15 protein-coding genes are annotated in these 19,324 nt (G+C 42.7%); 9 read left to right on the top strand and 6 right to left on the bottom strand.

Annotated elements, in window-relative coordinates; translation table 11 throughout:
* Nucleotides 1-12: 12 nt before the first annotated feature.
* Both accC and I4V44_RS07845 read left to right on the top strand, forming a co-directional pair.
* Entirely contained in the window at nucleotides 13-1,362 is a 1,350-nt protein-coding gene (gene accC, locus I4V44_RS07840; RefSeq protein ID WP_117676265.1) for an acetyl-CoA carboxylase biotin carboxylase subunit, read from the top strand.
* A 23-nt stretch (nucleotides 1,363-1,385) separates the two neighbouring features.
* Entirely contained in the window at nucleotides 1,386-2,156 is a 771-nt protein-coding gene (locus I4V44_RS07845; RefSeq protein WP_118575604.1) for a LamB/YcsF family protein, read from the top strand.
* A gap of 106 nt (nucleotides 2,157-2,262) precedes the next feature.
* Here the strand turns inward: I4V44_RS07845 and I4V44_RS07850 are convergent, their stop codons facing one another.
* Entirely contained in the window at nucleotides 2,263-2,889 is a 627-nt protein-coding gene (locus tag I4V44_RS07850) for a cytidylate kinase-like family protein (RefSeq protein ID WP_008707544.1), read from the bottom strand.
* A 151-nt stretch (nucleotides 2,890-3,040) separates the two neighbouring features.
* Between I4V44_RS07850 and I4V44_RS07855 the strand changes: the two genes are divergently transcribed.
* From I4V44_RS07855 to I4V44_RS07865, 3 genes are all read left to right on the top strand, one after another.
* Nucleotides 3,041-4,042 (top strand): TAXI family TRAP transporter solute-binding subunit, encoded by a 1,002-nt coding sequence (locus tag I4V44_RS07855; protein ID WP_118521215.1) that lies wholly within the window; start codon nucleotides 3,041-3,043, stop codon nucleotides 4,040-4,042.
* Nucleotides 4,043-4,047: 5 nt separating this feature from the next.
* Complete coding sequence (locus tag I4V44_RS07860) at nucleotides 4,048-6,015, top strand: TRAP transporter permease (protein WP_196002564.1); 1,968 nt, start codon at nucleotides 4,048-4,050, stop codon at nucleotides 6,013-6,015.
* 68 nt (nucleotides 6,016-6,083) lie between these two features.
* A complete protein-coding gene (locus tag I4V44_RS07865; RefSeq protein WP_196002565.1) occupies nucleotides 6,084-7,763 on the top strand; it encodes a dicarboxylate/amino acid:cation symporter in 1,680 nt (559 codons plus the stop codon).
* A 105-nt stretch (nucleotides 7,764-7,868) separates the two neighbouring features.
* Here I4V44_RS07865 and rfbD read toward each other — a convergent pair whose 3' ends face one another.
* The 4 genes from rfbD to I4V44_RS07885 all read right to left on the bottom strand — a co-directional run bounded on the left by rfbD (nucleotide 7,869) and on the right by I4V44_RS07885 (nucleotide 12,317).
* Nucleotides 7,869-8,810 (bottom strand): dTDP-4-dehydrorhamnose reductase, encoded by a 942-nt coding sequence (gene rfbD, locus I4V44_RS07870; RefSeq protein ID WP_196002566.1) that lies wholly within the window; start codon nucleotides 8,808-8,810, stop codon nucleotides 7,869-7,871.
* Between the two features lie 4 nt (nucleotides 8,811-8,814).
* The gene (gene rfbB, locus I4V44_RS07875; RefSeq protein ID WP_118508597.1) at nucleotides 8,815-9,843 is read right to left on the bottom strand and encodes a dTDP-glucose 4,6-dehydratase; all 1,029 of its coding nucleotides are present in this window, start codon (nucleotides 9,841-9,843) and stop codon (nucleotides 8,815-8,817) included.
* 176 nt (nucleotides 9,844-10,019) lie between these two features.
* Nucleotides 10,020-10,916: a glucose-1-phosphate thymidylyltransferase RfbA gene (gene rfbA, locus I4V44_RS07880; protein ID WP_022380581.1), complete on the bottom strand. Its 897-nt coding sequence runs from the start codon at nucleotides 10,914-10,916 to the stop codon at nucleotides 10,020-10,022.
* 219 nt (nucleotides 10,917-11,135) lie between these two features.
* Nucleotides 11,136-12,317 (bottom strand): MerR family transcriptional regulator, encoded by a 1,182-nt coding sequence (locus I4V44_RS07885; protein ID WP_008707529.1) that lies wholly within the window; start codon nucleotides 12,315-12,317, stop codon nucleotides 11,136-11,138.
* Nucleotides 12,318-12,827: 510 nt separating this feature from the next.
* Here I4V44_RS07885 and I4V44_RS07890 point away from each other — a divergent pair.
* The 4 genes from I4V44_RS07890 (at nucleotide 12,828) to I4V44_RS07905 (ending at nucleotide 17,268) form a co-directional block, all read left to right on the top strand.
* Nucleotides 12,828-13,583: a DUF3825 domain-containing protein gene (locus I4V44_RS07890; RefSeq protein ID WP_020993689.1), complete on the top strand. Its 756-nt coding sequence runs from the start codon at nucleotides 12,828-12,830 to the stop codon at nucleotides 13,581-13,583.
* Nucleotides 13,584-13,730: 147 nt separating this feature from the next.
* On the top strand, nucleotides 13,731-14,732 hold the full coding sequence (locus I4V44_RS07895) for an acyltransferase (protein ID WP_196002567.1): 1,002 nt from the start codon (nucleotides 13,731-13,733) through the stop codon (nucleotides 14,730-14,732).
* A 307-nt stretch (nucleotides 14,733-15,039) separates the two neighbouring features.
* Entirely contained in the window at nucleotides 15,040-15,780 is a 741-nt protein-coding gene (locus I4V44_RS07900; protein WP_008707524.1) for a hypothetical protein, read from the top strand.
* A gap of 150 nt (nucleotides 15,781-15,930) precedes the next feature.
* Nucleotides 15,931-17,268 (top strand): MATE family efflux transporter, encoded by a 1,338-nt coding sequence (locus I4V44_RS07905; protein ID WP_196002568.1) that lies wholly within the window; start codon nucleotides 15,931-15,933, stop codon nucleotides 17,266-17,268.
* A gap of 23 nt (nucleotides 17,269-17,291) precedes the next feature.
* Here I4V44_RS07905 and I4V44_RS07910 read toward each other — a convergent pair whose 3' ends face one another.
* Entirely contained in the window at nucleotides 17,292-18,992 is a 1,701-nt protein-coding gene (locus I4V44_RS07910; RefSeq protein ID WP_196002569.1) for a hypothetical protein, read from the bottom strand.
* Nucleotides 18,993-19,324 lie beyond the last annotated feature (332 nt).

Here is a 19,324-nt window from a genome sequence, read left to right on the forward strand (position 1 = left end):
GAGGCTTTCATATTGTTTAATAAAATTTTGATCGCCAACCGTGGGGAAATTGCAGTCCGGATCATACGTGCCTGCAGGAATCTGGGAATCCGAAGTGTGGCTGTTTATTCAAAAGAAGATGCTAAGAGCCTTCATGTACAGCTGGCAGACCAGCGTATCTGTATCGGAGAAGGTCCTGCCAGAAACAGCTACCTGAACATGGACCGGATCATTGCTGCAGCAGAAAATATGGGAGCAGATGCTATCCATCCTGGTTTTGGCTTTCTTTCAGAAAACAGTGAGTTTGTACGTAAATGTAAAGAAAACGGAATTACTTTTATCGGACCGGATGCAGATGTTATTGATAAGATGGGAAATAAATCCCATGCCCGTAAAACCATGATGGATGCCGGTGTACCGGTTGTACCCGGAACAAAAGAACCTGTATACGATGCAGAAACAGGTAAAAAGCTGGCTGAAGAGATCGGATATCCGGTTATGATTAAGGCTTCCTCAGGAGGCGGCGGTAAGGGTATGCGTGTAGCTGCCAATGAGGATGAATTTGAGTTTCAGTTTAATATGGCACAGAGAGAATCAGCCAATGCTTTCGGGGATGATACCATGTACATTGAACGTTTTGTAGAAAATCCCCGCCATGTGGAAATCCAGATTATGGCAGACAGTCATGGAAATGTGGTGGCACTGGGAGAGCGTGACTGTTCGGTACAGAGAAATCATCAGAAGCTGATTGAGGAATCCCCGTCCCCTGCCATTGATGAAGAAACCCGCAGGAAAATGAATGAATATGCAGTTCTTGCTGCGAAAACAGTAGGTTATACCAATGCAGGAACTATTGAATTTATCGTAGATCCAAAAGGCAACTTCTATTTCATGGAAATGAACACCAGAATCCAGGTGGAGCATGGAGTAACAGAGATGGTTACAGGCACAGATCTGATCATTGAGCAGATTCGTGTGGCTATGGGAGAGGAGTTAAGCTTTAAACAGGAAGATATTCGGATTAAAGGACATGCTATTGAATGCCGTATCAACGCAGAGATTCCTGAGAAAAATTTCATGCCAAGTCCCGGAGTAGTACAGCATATGCATCTTCCGGCAGGCAACGGAGTCCGGGTGGATACTGCCCTTTATACAGGCTATAAGATTCCGTCAGAGTATGATTCCATGATTGCGAAGGTAATCGTTCATGCACCTGACAGAGAGGCTGCCCTGCAGAAAATGCGCTCTGCGCTGGATGAGATGGTGGTCATGGGTGTGGAGACAAACCTTGATTTCCAGTATCAGATTATGAAGAATCAGGTATTCTGTGAGGGAAAAGCAGATACCGGATTTATTGAGAATGTACTGAAAATTAAGGGATGATAAATAAAAAAGAGGTAAGATAAATGTATACAGTAGATTTAAACAGTGATCTGGGAGAAAGTTTTGGAAACTATAAAATCGGTAATGATGATAAGATCATTCCGCTGATCTCCTCTGCAAATGTAGCCTGCGGTTATCATGCTTCAGATCCGGTAGTTATGGGAAATACGCTGGCAATGGCAAAGGAAGCGGGAATTCGTATAGGAGCACATCCGGGTTTTCCTGATCTGATGGGCTTCGGAAGAAGAAATCTGAGTGTTTCCCCTGCAGAGGCAAAAGCATATGTGCTTTATCAGCTGGGTGCACTGGATGCATTCTGCAGAGTAACCGGTGTAAAAATGCAGCATGTAAAGCCTCATGGAGCCTTATATAATATGGCTGCAGAGGACTATGCCCTTTCTACTGCGATCTGTGAGGCAATCAAAGAATTTGACAGCAGTTTGATCGTACTTGCTCTTTCCGGCGGACAGCTGGCAAAGGCTGCTCAGGATATGGGCCTGCGTACAGCTATGGAGGTTTTTGCAGACCGCGCCTATGAAGAAGATGGTACTCTGGTAAACAGACGTAAGGAAGGTGCTGTGATCACTGATGAAAATGAGGCTATTGTCAGGGTGATCCGTATGGTCAAAGAGAAAAAGATTACTGCAATTACAGGAAAAGATATTGATATTCAGGCAGATTCTGTCTGCGTTCATGGAGACGGAGCCAAGGCTCTGGCGTTTGTGGAAAAAATCAGAGAGGCTTTTGCAAAAGAAGGAATCCAGATCCGTTCTCTGGATGAGTTTGTAAAATAAAAGAAATTTAGAAACAACTATTAAAAGGACTGAAGTAAAGAGGCTGTGGCACAGATTTTCTGATTGCCACAGCCTTGTTGCTGTTTTACAGCTTGCAGCGGTCCTTCTACTGATGCTTCAGATTCAACCCCTGCTGTTTTGCAAGTGAAGTGATAATCTCAATACAGTTATCGTATCCAAGGGTTCCGGTATCCAGACACAGGTCATAATCGTGATAAGTGCCAAGCTCATGTTTTGTATAGGTTTTGAAATAGGTTTCACGCAGGTTGTCCATTTTGGTGAGATATTTCCTGGGATCTTCCTTTCCGTTTAAGCCTAATTTCTGAATATGTTCTGTGCGGAGATTCACATCTGCATGAAGGAAAATATCCAGACTGGGAATACCGGCATTTCGCAGGATAAGATTGGAACAGCGGCCGATGATAATACAGTCCTGTTCTGCTGCGAACTGAAGGATCAGCTCTTTCTGAGCCTGGTAAATAGCATCATGGGAACTGAAATAACCTGCAGAGTTATTCAGAATGTTGTCCAGAAGTCTGGCGCTGCGGCTCAGATTTTCACCCTCACGATCAATATCCTCCTGGGAATATCCGCTTCTGGCAGCAGCCTGTTTTGCAAAATCCCGATCGTAATATGGGATACCAAGCCTTTCTGAAACTACTCTTGCAATACTGTGTCCCCCGGCACCAAACTCCCTGCTGATTGTGATGACAGGGTATTTTCTTTCGGACATAATAGATACCTCCATTGGGTTATTATTTATTTTGTTATCCATGTTTTTTCTTTATTGTAACGTTTTTTGTAAGATTATTCAATAAAGATTATCATTTTTTGAAAAAATATGTTATAATTCAAAATATTATGTACCTGAAGGAGATGGATTTATGAGAAACAAAGAGCTTTTCAGAGGCAGGAGAAAAGCTGGCAGGATTGTTGGCCTTGTTTTGACTCTTGCACTTGCAGTCAGCCTTCTGAGTGGTTGCGGACAAAGTAAAGAACGTCTGACGTTCGGTACCGGCGGTACGGCGGGAACGTATTATTCCTACGGTGGTGTGCTGGCCCAGTATATTACCAATAATACAAATGTAAAGGTTACAGCGGTTTCTACAGGTGGTTCCAAAGCGAACCTGCAGTCAGTACAGGACGGAGATTTTCAGCTTGGATTTGTCCAGTCAGATGTAATGGCCTATGCATGGGACGGCGTAAGAGCATTTGAACAGGACGGTGCAACCCATGATTTCAGGACTCTGGGCGGCCTGTATGCAGAGACTGTCCAGCTGTTTACCATGGATCCTGACATTAAGACAGTGGAAGATCTGAAGGGCAAGAGTGTATCTATCGGTGCGGCAAATTCCGGCGTATATTTCAATGCTCTGGATGTATTAAATGCAGGCGGCATTACCCTGGATGATATCCATCCCCAGTATCTGTCTTTTGAGGACAGCAAGGAATCTTTGAAGGATGGAAAAATTGATGCTGCGTTTATTGTTGCAGGTGCACCTACGACAGCTATCACAGAGCTTGCAACTACCAATGGTGTCTATATGATCAATATTGACGGTGCGATCAGGGATTCAATCCTGAGTGACTGTCCATATTATACATCCTACCAGATTCCGGCAGGAACCTATCCGGGACAGGATGAACCGGTAGAGACAATCACCGTTAAGGCAACAATTGTTGTATCTGAGAATCTGGACGATGATACAGTGTACGATATGACGGCTGCTATTTTTGACCATGCAGATGAGATTGCATCCGAGAATGCAAAGGGAGAGGAGCTTTCCCTGGAGAATGCCACTACAGGTATGACGATACCGTTCCATGAAGGTGCTGCACGTTACTATGCAGAGCATGGAATTACAGTTGACACGAAAGGGGAATAACCGGTATGAAAGAATATAACAGTAAAAAAGTAAATACATCTCCGGTGGGACAGTCAGAGTCTGAGGGAGCTGATGTAGATGCGGTTATGAAAAAATATGACCGTGAGTCTAATATCCGTATATGGACAGGAAAATATAAGATTGCTATCCGCGGAATTCTCATCGCCTTCTCACTGTGGTGTATCTATGTAACACTTTTTGCAACCTTCCTGGAAGAAATTCGACTGACTTCTTTCCTGGGACTGATCGTTCTGATCGGGTTTCTGACTTATCCGGCAAAGAAGGGTGACATCAGAGAGAATTATATGCCGATAAGCGATATTATTTTTATGCTGCTTGGCACAGGAGCATTTCTGTATTTCACTTTTAGTGCGAATAAAATTATTAATCAGGGTACCAGATTTGAATCATATCAGATCATTATCGGTATTATTGGTATTCTGGCACTTGTTGAGCTTACCAGACGCTGTGTTGGTCTGCCAATTCTGATTGTAGCCGGCTTTTTCCTGATCTATGCGCTGGCTGTAGGACTTACAAACCCGGCGTTTTTTGGCAGGGTGAAATTCCTGGTACGTAATCTTTTTTATACAAAAGAAGGTATTTTTTCCACACCAGTAAATGTATGCTCTAAGTATATTGTAGTGTTTATTATTTTTGGTGCGTTCCTGGAGAGAACAGGAATCTCTAATTTCTTTATCCAGCTTGCAAACTGCGTGGCTGGAAAATATGCAGGTGGTCCTGCGAAGGTAGCAGTTATCAGTTCTGCTCTTTGCGGAATGGTTTCTGGTTCCTCTGTAGGTAATACAGTTACCACAGGTTCTGTTACTATCCCTATGATGAAAGAAACCGGATACAAGTCGGAGTTTGCAGGTGCAGTAGAAGCGGCTTCTTCTACAGGTGGACAGATTATGCCGCCGATTATGGGAGCTGCCGCATTCCTTATGGCTGATTTTATAGGAGTACCCTATTCACAGATTATCGTCAGGGCAATCCTGCCGGCATTGCTGTATTTTACTGGAATCTTTATCGCAGTTCATCTGGAAGCTAAGAAACTGGGGCTTTCCGGTATTCCGAAAGAAGAACTTCCTGTATTTAAGATTCTGATCCGTAAGATTTATTTGTTATTACCGTTGATCATGCTGGTTATCTGGGTATCAGGAAACTATATGACAATGCAGAAAGCCGCAAGTTATGCAATCGTTCTTTCTATTATAGTAAGTCTGTTTGATAAAGAGAACAGAATCAGTGTTACAAAATGTCTTGATGCCTTGGAAGCAGGTGGAAGAGGTGTTATTTCTGTAGCTGTAGCCTGTGGTGTTGCAGGTATTATTTCCGGTTCCATTACTATGACAGGCCTTGCAAATGACCTGATTAACGGAATTATCAGTGTTGCAAACGGAAAACTGATCATTGCGCTTCTTTTGACAATGCTTTGCTGTATTGTTCTTGGTATGGGTGTTCCGACTACTGCAAACTACTGTATCATGGCAGCAACCTGCGCACCGATTCTGGTACGTATGGGAGTGCCGATTATGGCAGCCCACTTCTTTGTATTTTACTTCGGTATTGTAGCAGATATTACACCTCCGGTAGCACTTGCTGCTTATGCAGGTTCTGCCATTGCAAAATCGAACCCAATGAAGACTGCGTTTACAGCTTCGAAACTGGCGATTGCAGTATTTATTGTACCTTATGTATTCTGCTTTAATCCGTCCATGCTTCTGATCGATACCACTGCTGTCAGTGTAGTTCAGATCTTTATTACTTCACTGATCGGTGTATTTGGTCTGTCAGCGTCACTGGAAGGATATCTGTTTACGAAGATGCCTGCAATTGTCCGCGTTATGCTGGCTGTAGGAGGACTGATGCTTATCAATCCAACGCTTTTGACGGATATTTTGGGACTGCTTCTGATCGTTGCCGGATGTGCATGGCAGAAAATGCAGCAGAATAAAACGAAGGTAGTGGCCTGACAGATAAAGTTCTGATTATTTGTTCTACAGTGGGCTGGAAGGAGAGTTTCGTAAGATTGGGGGAAAATATGCATAAAAAAATATCAATTGAACAGTCAAAAATATCAGACGGCATTAATTTTGTTGAGAATGGTCTTGCAGAATTAAAAATTGCAAAAAAGCAAAGAATGAAGACCATGCTTGTGGTAGAGGAAGCGCTGGTCAAACTGACTGAACACGCAGAGAGTCAAGATGATCAGATTGGTATCAGTTTAAATAAAAATCTGAACAGGATTTATGTCAATATGACTCTCAGGGGACAGGAATTTCAACTGATACAGGGATATACAGTTGAGGAGGTACTGAACCGGGAGAATGATGATCAGCAGTCTTCGCAGGAAGAAGAGGGAATGATCAGAGATATCCTTCTGAGATCTAATAAAGACCAGCTGCGCTATAAGAATAAGAATCATACAAATATGGTGGAGATCATGGTACAGAAAAATCCACATGCAATGGCAATACAGACAATGTTTGCCCTGGCAGCAGCCATTGTGGTGGGAATGCTTATGAAGACCTTTGTACCTGATACAGTTAATACTGCATTAAATGATAATATCTTTTCATCTATCAGTACCATGTTTCTGAATGCATTAAAAATGATCGTAGGTCCTGTGGTATTCTTTTCCATTGTCAGCAGTATTTCTCAGTTTGGAGATCTGAAGGAGGTTGGCAGGATCGGTGGTAAGATTATGGGATTTTATATGCTTACGACTGTACTGGCTATTCTTTCCTCAACTGGTATTTTTTATGTTTTTCAGCCCGGAGATCCGAGGCTTGCATCAAAGTTGACTGCAGATATGTCAGCAATTGCATCTTCGGATGTCAGTATCTCTATTAAGGATACTATTGTTAATATTATTCCTTCGAATTTTGTGAAACCTTTTCTGGAATCCAATATGCTGCAGCTGATTTTTCTTGCAATCCTGATCGGGATCGCACTTGGAAAGATCGGAGATTATTCCAAAATATTGAAGGATATATTTGAAGCCTGTAATTCACTTTTCCTGAAGATTACGGTTATTCTGGTTCAGTTTATACCGATTGCAACATTTGCATCTGTTTTAACAGTTATATTAAAGACAGGACCGGATGTATTACTGTCAATGCTGGCAATGTTGGGAACTTTTACAGTTGGTATTATTGTAATGCTGGTAATTTACTGTCTGCTGATCCTTTTGATCGGACATCTGACTCCTGTACCGTTTATAAAGAAATACAGCCCTACTATGTTGCAGGTGTTTGGACTGGCATCCAGTAATGCTGCGATCATAGTAAATATGGATGCCTGTGAACATAAGCTTGGCATTCCAAAGAAAATCTATTCTCTGTCAATTCCTTTAGGTGCAACAGTGAATATGGATGGAACCTGTATATATCTTGTAATATTCGGCATGACACTGGCAAGGATCTTTGGGGTGGAGATCAGTGGAGGAATGCTGTTGTCCATGTTTTTCTCTGTTCTGGTCCTGTCGGTGGGAGCGCCGGGAGTGCCGGGAGCAGGGCTTGTGTGTCTGTCAGTATTGCTGACTCAGATGCAGGTGCCTTTGGCTGGAATTGGTCTGGTCATGGGAATGGATTCGCTTCTGGGTATGATGCGTGCCATGAGCAATAGTCTTGGTGATGTGGCAGCATCCCTGATCGTTGCAAAATCAGAGAAAATACTGGATATGGAAAAATATATGGAGCGCAGCAGAGAAGAAGAATAGCAGAAGAAAACAGAAAAAGAGTATAAAAAAATACAGCTGACAATCGGTATAATATATGCCGGCTGCCAGCTGATTTTTTATGTTATAGGAAATTACTCCGTCTTGTTAGAAATCCAGTTCCTTGAGATAACGTCCCAGTGCATCCTGCCAGGTGGGGAGTGGTGTGAAACCATTGGCTGTCAGTTTGCTCTTATCCAGGCGGCTGTTAAACGGTCTGGCTGCTTTGGAAGCGCCATACTCTGCAGTTGTGACGGAGTTGACTGTCATGTTTTCCGGGAGATATTCCGGGTGTCCCATGGCAGCGGCCTGACGGAAGATTTCTTTTGTGAAATCATACCAGCTGATATATCCGCCCTCATTGGTTGCATGATAATAACCGTATTTTTCAGTTTCGATCATATCTACCAGAAGTCTTGCCAGGTCATAGGTATAAGTAGGTGTACCGATCTGGTCATTGACTACGGAGAGAGTATCATGAGTTTTTCCGAGGTTGATCATGGTTTTGATAAAGTTCTTGCCGTTTTTGCCGAATACCCATGCAATACGGACGATAAAGAACTTATCAACTGTGCTGGATACGGCAAGTTCACCGTCCAGCTTTGTCTGTCCATAGACATTTAATGGTTTATAGTCCTTGCAGTCAGGCTCCCATGGAGTGATTCCCTGACCATCGAATACATAATCAGTGGACAGATACAGCATCTTGATGTCAAGCTCTTTGCACACATCAGCAATATTCTGAGTTCCGGTTACATTTACCAGACGGACCTTCGGCTGATTCTCTTCATCTTCGGCAGCATCTACAGCTGTCCATGCAGCACAGTGGATCACAGCGTCAACATTTGCTTCTTTGATGACTTTTTCTACAGAAGTCTTGTCAGTGATATCCATCTGCACATAAGGCATTGTGGTAACTGCAGTGCCGTCTGCGATTCCGCTGTAGGAAGGAGCAATGTCGCTTCCCACACCTTCATAGCCGCGTCTCGCAAGTTCGTTCATAACATCATGTCCAAGCTGACCGCCTACACCTGTTACAAAAACTCTCATAATTTTATGCCTCCCCGCGGTGTGCGTACATTTTTTCATAATAGTTCTGATATTCTCCGGAGATGATCGTTTCCCACCATTCTTTGTTATCCAGATACCATTTGATAGTCTTCTTGATACCGTCTGCAAATTTTGTTTCCGGTAACCAGCCAAGTTCGTTGTGGATCTTGGTCGGATCAATGGCATAGCGCATATCATGACCTTTACGGTCTGCCACATATGTGATCAGACTTTCCGGTTTGCCAAGCTCTTTACAGATGATCTTAACGATATCAATGTTTGTCATTTCGTTGTGACCACCTACATTATAAACTTCGCCTACACGTCCTTTGTGGATGATCAGGTCGATCGCGCGGCAGTGATCCTCTACATACAGCCAGTCACGTACATTTTCACCTTTTCCGTAAACAGGAAGTGGTTTGTCATTTAATGCGTTGGCGATCATTAACGGAATCAGTTTTTCCGGGAAATGATATGGTCCGTAATTGTTGGAGCAGCGGCTGATGGTTACAGGCAGTCCGTAGGTTCTGTGGTAAGCCAGCACCAGAAGGTCTGCAGAAGCCTTGGAAGAGCTGTAAGGACTGCTTGTATGGATTGGAGTTTCCTCTGTGAAGAACAGGTCAGGTCTGTCTAATGGAAGATCTCCGTAAACTTCATCAGTAGATACCTGATGATAACGTTTGATACCGTATTTGCGGCATGCATCCATGAGAACAGCAGTACCGATAATATTTGTGGTAAGGAAAACTTCCGGGTTTTCGATGGAGCGGTCAACGTGACTCTCTGCAGCGAAGTTTACAACCATATCAGGGTGTTCTTCCTCAAAAAGTTTGTAAACTGCCTCGCGGTCGGTGATGCTTTCTTTTACGAAACGGAAATTTGGGTTGTCCATGACAGGTGCAAGAGTGGAAAGGTTTCCTGCATAGGTCAGACAGTCCAGACAGATGATGCGGTAATCCGGGTATTTTTTTAACATGTGAAAAATAAAGTTGCTTCCGATAAATCCGGCACCGCCGGTTACGATAATGTTCATAGTGATTCTCCTTAAAAAATATATAATATGAATATCTGTAAGATTCTGTTATAGAGTCAGGCAGATAAAATTATCCGCCTTGCTGCATGGCGGGTGATATATCAAATAACTGTTTGAAAATTTGATATATCACTCACTTGACTGCGAATTCGCTTGTACAGGTCTAAAAGCTTCGGTTAGTGCAATACATCCAGATATTTACCGTCCAGAACGTCTTTTAAGTACTGACCATACTGATTTTTCTTCAGTATTTCATAAACCTTCAGCACATCTTCCTTTGTAATCCAGCCATTGAGATATGCAATCTCTTCCAGGCAGCCGATTTTGCGGTGCTGGTGGCTTTCCATTGTTTTTACAAAGTTGGTGGCTTCCACAAGGCTCTCGTGTGTACCTGTATCCAGCCATGTGAAGCCCTGTCCGAGAAGCTCTACGTTTAATTCGCCCTTTTCCAGATAGATGCGGTTCAGGTCTGTGATCTCAAGTTCGCCTCTGGCACTTGGTTTCAGATTTTTTGCATACTCTACGACGCGATTGTCATAGAAGTATAAACCTGTGACACAGTAGTTGCTCTTCGGGTGCTCCGGTTTCTCTTCAATTGAGATAGCCTTGCCTTCATGGTCAAATTCTACAATACCGAATCTCTCCGGATCATCTACATAGTATCCGAAAACAGTTGCACCCTCGCCGGATTCTGCGTTCTTTACAGCAGCTTTCAGTCTTTTCTTCAGTCCATGTCCTGCGAAGATATTATCGCCGAGAACCATGGCAACAGTATCATCACCGATAAATTCTTCGCCGATGATAAATGCCTGAGCAAGTCCGTCCGGACTTGGCTGTACTGCATAGGTGAGATGGACACCGAACTGATGTCCGTCACCAAGAAGTTCCTCAAAACGAGGAGTATCCTGCGGAGTAGAGATGATCAGGATATCGCGGATCCCTGCATTCATCAGTACAGACATGGGATAGTAGATCATGGGTTTATCATAGATTGGCAGAAGCTGTTTGGATGTTACCATTGTAAGCGGATAAAGGCGTGTGCCGGAACCGCCTGCTAAAATAATACCTTTCATGTGTATTCTCCTTTGTTATTTGGCAGTATGCGGTCGGAGCGATATTCTGTCAGTTATCTGTGTAAATGATAAGCAAAATATCAGGCGACTGCGGTACTAATCAACGGGTTTCTGGATTGTCAGTCTGAGTTACGATATCATCCTGACTCTGGTGATTGTATTATAAAAGGTGACCTTAGGTCATCTTCAAGTACTTTTTACAAAAAAGTTAAATTTTGGTTATTTTTCACAAAGAAAAATGCCGGCATCCTTGGTAATAAAGAACCCATCCTTTGTCTTTCGCGATACAAATCCCCGGAAATCTTTGTATTTGTCCAGAAGATACTGATTCTGATTTCCATGGCAGGAGAGGATATAGGAAATCAGCGGTTCTGCATCGGGGACAAGAAGAGAGTCCTTATAGCTTTCCCAGAAAATACGGGAAAAATACGGTGCCAGGATATCTGCTCCGTTTTCTCTGCCAAAACGCTCATAGAGTTTGTCTGCGGAGAGAACGATCCGGTCGTCAAAATCCCGGACCAGTCTGCTGACTTCCTGCATGTGTTTTTTTCCATAGGTACTGCAGATCAGTTTTCCGCCTGGAGTGAGCACACGTTGAATTTCGCTGCATACAGCAGAGATATCTTCACAGTAAAAAAGCACATGGTTTGCAATGACCAGATCAAAGCTTCTGTCTTCATGAGGAATTCTTGCACAGTCAAATGCCTCGAAGGAAAAACGGCTGTCTTTGCGTCCGATAGCACGTCTGGCATCACGAAGCATTCCGGATGAAAGGTCAGAAAGAGTAACGGAAACTTTACCGGGGAGGCTGGAAATATTTTGTGTCCACAGAACACCGTCGCCGCATCCAAGTTCAAGGATACGCATCCCCGGATGAATCTGGCACTGCTCATAAACCCATGGAAACCATCCCTGTTTATTCTGGGAATAAAGGCTGTGCAGATTAATGCGTGAGGAAATGTTGGAGGCGTTCTGGTATTGATTTTTCATGCTTTTCTCCATGCCTGTCAGGTGGATCAGGTCAAGCATCTGATTCCAGTCTATGGCATGATGGGAGCGGATCGCATCTGTGGTATCCTGGATTGCCTTTTCCACCAGCTGCATTTGTTCGATACGGTCACGTACCAGCTTTAGCTGGATGTTCAGGGAATTTTCCATAAAATGATAGTCTGAGTCGTCAATGGTCATTTCCCGTATGTCATCCAGGGAGAAACCCAGATATTTCAGAAGCAGGATCTGGGAAAGTCTTGCAAAATCCTCATCTGTATAAAAACGTGCGCCGGATTCTGTTACATAGGAGGGTTTGAGGATATTCTGTTTGTCATAATAGCGGATAGTGCGGAGTGTTACATGTGCCATCCGTGCAAATTCTCCGGAAGAGTAGTAGCCGTCTTTTTTCATTGTAAAACCTTCTTTAAGAAAAATAGTCTTGCCCGCAAATGCGGATAGAAACAGTTGTTCAGCCTGCATTTGCGTATTGCTGATATGTGTAGAGTATAACACAGCTGACCGGCAGGCTACAAGCATCAGGTATTACCGGATGGATAATATACTGTCTGAATGTACCACTATCCCGCGAGGTGTTTTGGCATCAATATGCCAAAATCCCGAGACATACAAGCCAAAATTCCATTGCTGCAGGCAATCTGGAATGAATTTTGGCTAAGTTACTGTGAACGGAGTGAACAGTAACTTTTGAATTGTAAGTCAGATGGTGATTTTTGACATTTTTTGGAGGATGCTAATCCTTGTCTTTTGACAGAAATTATGGTATGTTAAATAATAACAATCAAAACTGATTTTCATACAAATCATAATCTGGCAGTTCTGCCATATTTTTTCCAAAATACAATAAATATTAAGAGAGAACAGTAATGACAATATGAAAGGTGCAGGGACAGGAGGAGCCTGATGATTAATTTATTTGATTTTACTTATTGCGGAGACTATAATCGGCAGATTCAGAATCTGGCAAGGATGGTGCCGGAGAAGTGGAGCTTTTCGGATACAGATGATAACGGAATTCTGAAAGGATACCTGGAACATACATTTAAACGCCTTTATGAAGAACAGAAGGTGTGGGAGAAAAAGAATTATGCCATATTTAATACAGGACTCTTTAATTACTATTATCAGCCGATTTATGCGTATTTTATTCCCAATCTGGTCCCGGACAGGCAGCCCTGGTTTCTGGATGGCTTTTATACAGAATACTATTTGTTAAAAGAAGGAATCACCTGTCTGCCGGAAAAGGCATGCTATGTGGAAAATCCGTCAGATCTTGTGTTTGATACAAAACTTCCGGTAATTCCACAGTACGAGCATATTTTCGGGGATGAGGAAAATGCTGCCCGTCTTCCAAAGGAAGTACGTGACAGCAGCATGAAAATGCAGCTGTTTGACGGCGCGCTGAAACAGACAAAAAGAATGCTTGAGGCAGATTACAGGACGGCAATTCCACAGTATTATAATCACTCAATCCAGCTGCTGCTCCCAATCTGTCTCCGTCATCCGGGAAAACCCGACCTTGCACTGGCGTGTATGAAAACTTCGGACGGAAGCAAATATCTGGGGCGTACCTGCCTGACTCTCAGAATGGCCTATCATAATGCCAGGCTCCTTGCAAGGGTGGACCGAAGCTGGCTGATGACTTCTGTATCTGCCTGAGGTTTGACATGTGTGGTTCGCTTTGATATATTATAGCAGCGAAGCGGATGATTTTATCTGTCTGACTGAAATGATGTCAGGTCAGACATTTACGGATTGTTCGGCTGCTATAGATGAAACAACAGAAAAAGGTGGGTGAGAAATCAAATGCGAAATAAAAGTCTGGATGCTGTAAAGGCCATTGCTGCGTGCCTGGTGGTATGCATCCATGTAAGCTTTCCGGGACAGGCCGGGCAGCTTGTAAAAGTACTGGCAAGATGTGCGGTGCCGTTTTTCTTTATGGTATCCGGGTATTTCTGTTATTATCAAAATTGCAATGCCTCAAAAAGAATATTGTCTAAAATCCTGCATATCATGAAGCTTTTTGCAGTTTCAGTTGTGTTTTATTTTATCTGGGAATGTTTTATGAAAGCCTGGAATGGGGAGAGAGTATGGACATGGATAAAAGGGCTTGTGAGTACAGAGCATCTGAAGGAATTTTTCGTGTACAACAGTACTTCTCCGGTAAGAGCACATTTATGGTTTCTTCCTGCATTAATTTACTGTTATCTGCTTGCTCTCCTGATTGAAAAATGGAGAATGCGTAAGGCTGCATATTGTATGGCACCTGTATTGCTGGCAATACTTTTATGGAGAGCGGAGTTTTGTGTCCTTTTTGACAGATTTTATCACACTATGGAATACAGAAACTTTCTGTTTACAGGAATGAGCTTTTTCCTTACAGGTCAGATGATCCGTGAATATCAGGATAAGATAGTATGCAAACGTCAGGAGCAATGGATGCAATGGGGATTGAAAGCAGGGATGAGTTTCGGTGTGGCACTCAGCATGATGGAGTATGCTTTCCGGGGGGCTGGAGAAATTTACATAGGAAATTGTGTTGCAGTGATCTGTCTGTTTCTGTGGCTTATTTTATATGGAAGGGAAATAAATTTTCCCTCTGTACTGGTGGAAACCGGAAGAAGATATGCTTTCCTGATCTATCTTCTTCATCCGGCGATGTCAGACCTTTTGAAAAAATGTTCAGAAGGTCTGGGAGTCAGCAACTGTCAGATTTATTTTTGGCTGCGTCCGGTTTTGGTATATATGCTGACAGTGGTGACAGTTTCTGGCATATCTGCGGTCTCTGCGTATGCAAGTGAGCAGTAAGTTACTGTTCACTGGTAATATCCCGCGAAGTGTTTTTTGTGAGCGAAGGTCACAGAAAACCCGAGATATACTGCGCGAATTTATACGATTAGCATAAATTAAGTTTGCGAAGCAAACGATACTTCTTGGGCATTGCACAAGGAGGTTCATATTTCCTGCATCGCGGGAATTATAACTGTTCACATAATGGAAAATGTGATATAGTAATCAGTAAATCTTATGAACGTAACCGTCCGGTGTTTCGCAGAATGGAGGATTGCTGAACAGTTACCGAAAATCATTATGCAGAAAATACAAAGGAGAGAGAATGGCAGATAAAAATCAGGACAAGAACCAGAGTAAGAACAGAGCAGAACAGGCAGAAGAGCACGATGAAAGCGTGCTGAATCCGGAGATTAAGAATGAATCGGATTTGTCAAAGAAGGAAAGACGTCTGATTGAGAAAGAAAAATTAAAGGGAATGGGGCCAAAGAAAAAGCTGGAATATATCTGGATGTATTATAAACCGGCTATTTTCGGAGTGATCGCAGTGATTGCTCTTATATTCGGAATAAAGGATTACTATGAACAGTCCAAAATAAAAACAGTTCTGTCCATGACAGTGGTAAATTCAATGGCAAATGATACGGAAACTCCTGAGCAGAAAATCAAAGAAACACTTGGGTACAAAGATGATCCCTATAGTAAAGTAGAGATAGGCGTGAATCTTACTACGGACTCTGAAATGGCAGAATTTGATTATAATGCACAGATGGCTTATGTGGCACAGATCCAGGCAGGTTCCATTGATATTATGGTTATGCCGGAGAAGCTTTATCAGACTTTGAAGAAGAATGAGCCATTTGCAGATTTGAAGGAATTGATGGGTGAGGAAGCTTTTGAGAAGTTTGGAATGCAGACAGATACTACGCACATTTCCATTACTGACAGTGAGCTTGAACAGGAATTAGGTGTAATCTACGATCCTGTATGCATTGCAGTGCCGTATTCAGCACCGAATCAGGAGAACGCAGTAAAATGGATAAAAAGTCTTGACAGCAGGAAATAAATTATGATATGTTTATCACACCAAAACTGGTGTGGATTTTTCAGTCTTGTGACAAACATGAACTCTTTTCGCCGCACGATTATCATACAGCAATGTAGAGATAATTGTGTGGCGTTTTTTGTTGCAATGAAACAGAGAAAGGAAAAAAGAATGAACAATACTTTTATGAAGAAAAAACCGATTCTGCCGCTTCTGACATCTATGGCAATGCCTATGGTACTGTCTATGCTGGTGAATTCACTGTACAACATCGTAGACAGCTTTTTTGTGGCAAAGATCAGTGAGCAGGCGATGACAGCTCTGTCTCTGGTATTTCCTGTACAGAACTTTATTAATGCAGTTGCCATTGGTTTCGGTGTGGGAATCAATGCACAGATTTCTTTTCAGCTGGGAGCAAAAAATATTAAAAATGCGAATATAGCAGCTACCCATGGTATGCTCTTTAATATTATCCATGGAATTATTTTTACAGTAATCTGTATTCCGTTTATGCCTGTATTTCTCGGTATGTTTACAAAAGAGCAGGAAGTGATCTCGCCTGGTGTGCAGTATTCAACTATTGCATTTGCATTTTCCACAGTGATCATGATCAGCCTGTCCTTCGAAAAGATTTTTCAGGCTGTGGGCAGAATGAAACTGACAATGATCAGCCTGATGATCGGTTGTATTTCCAATATTATCCTGGATCCGCTACTGATTTTCGGAGTGGGGATTTTTCCGGAAATGGGGATCAGAGGTGCAGCACTGGCAACTGGTCTTGGCCAGGTATTTACAGTTATTGTATATCTGATCGCATATAAGAAGTGTAGTATTCCGGTGGAGATCAGCAGGAAATATCTGGAACTTAACAGGAACCTGGATGGGAAGCTGTATATGGTAGGGATTCCCGCAATCCTGAATATTGCCCTGCCGTCAGTTCTGATCTCTTTCCTGAATCAGATATTATCGGCTTTTTCCGGAAGCTATGTAGTGGTTCTGGGAATCTATTATAAGCTTCAGACTTTTTTATATCTGCCTGCAAGCGGCATTGTCCAGGGAATGCGCCCGTTGATAGGATATAATTACGGAGCAGGGGAAATACAGAGGGTAAAGAAACTTTTTGGGATTTCTGTGCTTCTGAATGGTATGATCATGCTGGCAGGAACAATTATCTGCTTTACAGCATCAGAGACATTGATGGGAATGTTTACTGAGAACCCGGAAACTGTAAGACTTGGCACTGCAGCATTACAGATTATCAGTATCGGGTTTATCCCATCTGCCATCTCTGTTACAGCTTCCGGTGCATTAGAAGGACTGAGCAAAGGTGCTCAGTCCCTGGTGATTTCGTTATTAAGATATATTATAGTGATCATTCCGGCAGCATACCTGCTGTGCCATTTTGCCGGGGCAGATGCTGTGTGGAATGCGTTCTGGATCTGTGAATTTATAACAGCAGTAGTAGTAGGTATCGGGATAAAGTATTACTGGAACCGTCTGCTGCAGTAGACGATAGTGATAAAGCTGCTAAGTCAGGCTGCGCCTGCTTCATCAGACTCAGCATCAGACTCTGCTTCTGAGGCATTTTCATCAGTAACATCTTCGGCATCGGAATTGCTTCCGCCGCTGAGAACATAAGTGATGACTTCGTCCGGAACGCCTGCATTGGACAGATTATCCATAAGTGTAGTGAGGTCGAGTGTAGCTGCGTAGGCACTCATATCATCTTCATTGGTTACGTCATAAACATCTCCCAGAGCCGTAAGGTCCGGAATTTCAACAGATTCGCCTGCACCGGAAGTAACAGTGAAGCTTCCGAGAGTGCTTCCTGCACTTTCAACGGACAGTGCAACAGAACCAGAATCTTTTGCTGAATTTAAATCTAATACAAGTGCAAAGTTCTCGAGCATGGAAAGAGAAGAATCTGTATCTTCTGAAGAATCAGCAGGGAAGGTGATAGTATAGTTACCGTTTAAGTAACCTTCTTTTGCAGATTCGGTGTCGTAGTCCTTTACTTCGATAACAGCTGCGGCTGTATCATCCTGAGAAATTTTATAGGTTCCGTTTAATTTACCGCCATCAATCTGACCGGATCCGGACAGGGAGAGTGTGCCGGAATCATCTGTTTCAATGGAGAGAAGATAGCCAAAGTCTGAGCCGTCCCTGGTCATCTGCCAGTTCAGAACAGGAGTTATTTTATCACCTTCCTGAAACTCAATTTTACGTCCTGCAATTCTGCCGGTCTCATCAACCCAGATTCTGGTGTTGAGATGAGAATCATCGGAATCACCGGTATCTGCATCTTTCAGAAAATCAAGACCGTCTTCTACAGCTTTGGTAAAGCTTTCATGCAGGTCCTCATTACTTGAGAGTTTCTCTGTCCAGGTATCGAGGATGTTCTCAATATCACTGTCTGATTTTGCTTCTTCCAGGATTGCAGTTGCAGTTTTTACAGCGTCTTCGGCTGAAATCTGGCCTTCATATACTGTACAGTCCTGACTGATATCACCTGCTGTCAGAGTTTCCTGACTGCTTTCGCCTTCTGTTACATTGTCAAAAAGCATAGATCCGTATTTATCCAGAAGTGTTTCTACTACAGAAGCTTCTGGAGCTGCTGCTGACAGATCAGACATCATGGAAACAGTCAGGCTGAGACTGTCAGAATAAGCGGAAGCGAAATTGTCTGTCGGAATATCTGCATCTGAATCATCAGGGGTTAATTCTTCAAGATCATTTTCAATATTGGCAGCCTGTTGATCTGCGGCTTCTTCCAGATTGGTCTTGAAATATTTATCAGAGAGTTCAGGGATGCGCATATAAATATCCTGGCTGTCCGGATCAAGATAATATTCCAGAGTACAGATTTTATTATCATTAAGAAGGACTTTCATCAGAATACCTTCTTTTCCTTCTGTAAAAGAGATATCATTGGAAAGTGTGACATTGTCCAGCCAGGAGACATCAAATGGTGCGACAAACCCCAGCAGTGAGCGTCCGGAATCTTCAAATTTCAGAATCATGTCACTCTGCATTCCTGACATCAGAGACTGGCTTTCTTCTATAGATGTAGCGTAAGAAGATGCCATTTCTGTGACCTTTTTTGCCCATGCATCTTTTTCAATGGAAGCGTAGCTGTCTGCTGCAAATGCTGTAGATGGAATTGCAGCAGTACCAAGAAGTGCTGCAGTACAGATAGCGGTTGTTTTTCTTAACCATTTTTTCCTTGTTTTCATAAAGGGCCTCCTTCCGTTCTGTTATGAATCTTATGTAGTGGAATTACATTTCAGGACATTCATTTTCAGATATGTCGTTTGACTGAAATAATAATCTATAGCAGTCCTTGTAAATGATTTTTCAAATACGCTCTATATTAAGATGCATTATTTTAGAGGATTGCTATATATCAATTTTACCAGATAAAGATAGAAAAAGCTATGTTTTTTCGACAATATGGAAAAAGATGTTGATTTTAGGTTACTGTTCACACACCACTATCCCGCGAGGTGTTTTGGCATGAATATGCCAAAATCCCGAGACATACAAGCCAAAATTCCATTGCCGCAGG

Origin of the sequence: Blautia sp. 1001283B150304_161114_C9 (assembly GCF_015668165.1) — a bacterium.
GTDB lineage: Bacteria > Bacillota > Clostridia > Lachnospirales > Lachnospiraceae > Blautia_A > Blautia_A wexlerae.

Coding starts and splice junctions, on each gene's coding strand:
- I4V44_RS07845 (WP_118575604.1), top strand. CDS start 1,386: ATGTATACAGTAGATTTAAACAGTGATCTGGGAGAAAGTTTTGGAAAC.
- I4V44_RS07850 (WP_008707544.1), bottom strand. CDS start 2,889: ATGTCCGAAAGAAAATACCCTGTCATCACAATCAGCAGGGAGTTTGGT.
- I4V44_RS07855 (WP_118521215.1), top strand. CDS start 3,041: ATGAGAAACAAAGAGCTTTTCAGAGGCAGGAGAAAAGCTGGCAGGATT.
- I4V44_RS07860 (WP_196002564.1), top strand. CDS start 4,048: ATGAAAGAATATAACAGTAAAAAAGTAAATACATCTCCGGTGGGACAG.
- I4V44_RS07865 (WP_196002565.1), top strand. CDS start 6,084: ATGCATAAAAAAATATCAATTGAACAGTCAAAAATATCAGACGGCATT.
- rfbD (WP_196002566.1), bottom strand. CDS start 8,810: ATGAGAGTTTTTGTAACAGGTGTAGGCGGTCAGCTTGGACATGATGTT.
- rfbB (WP_118508597.1), bottom strand. CDS start 9,843: ATGAACATTATCGTAACCGGCGGTGCCGGATTTATCGGAAGCAACTTT.
- rfbA (WP_022380581.1), bottom strand. CDS start 10,916: ATGAAAGGTATTATTTTAGCAGGCGGTTCCGGCACACGCCTTTATCCG.
- I4V44_RS07885 (WP_008707529.1), bottom strand. CDS start 12,317: ATGAAAAAAGACGGCTACTACTCTTCCGGAGAATTTGCACGGATGGCA.
- I4V44_RS07890 (WP_020993689.1), top strand. CDS start 12,828: ATGATTAATTTATTTGATTTTACTTATTGCGGAGACTATAATCGGCAG.
- I4V44_RS07895 (WP_196002567.1), top strand. CDS start 13,731: ATGCGAAATAAAAGTCTGGATGCTGTAAAGGCCATTGCTGCGTGCCTG.
- I4V44_RS07900 (WP_008707524.1), top strand. CDS start 15,040: ATGGCAGATAAAAATCAGGACAAGAACCAGAGTAAGAACAGAGCAGAA.
- I4V44_RS07905 (WP_196002568.1), top strand. CDS start 15,931: ATGAACAATACTTTTATGAAGAAAAAACCGATTCTGCCGCTTCTGACA.
- I4V44_RS07910 (WP_196002569.1), bottom strand. CDS start 18,992: ATGAAAACAAGGAAAAAATGGTTAAGAAAAACAACCGCTATCTGTACT.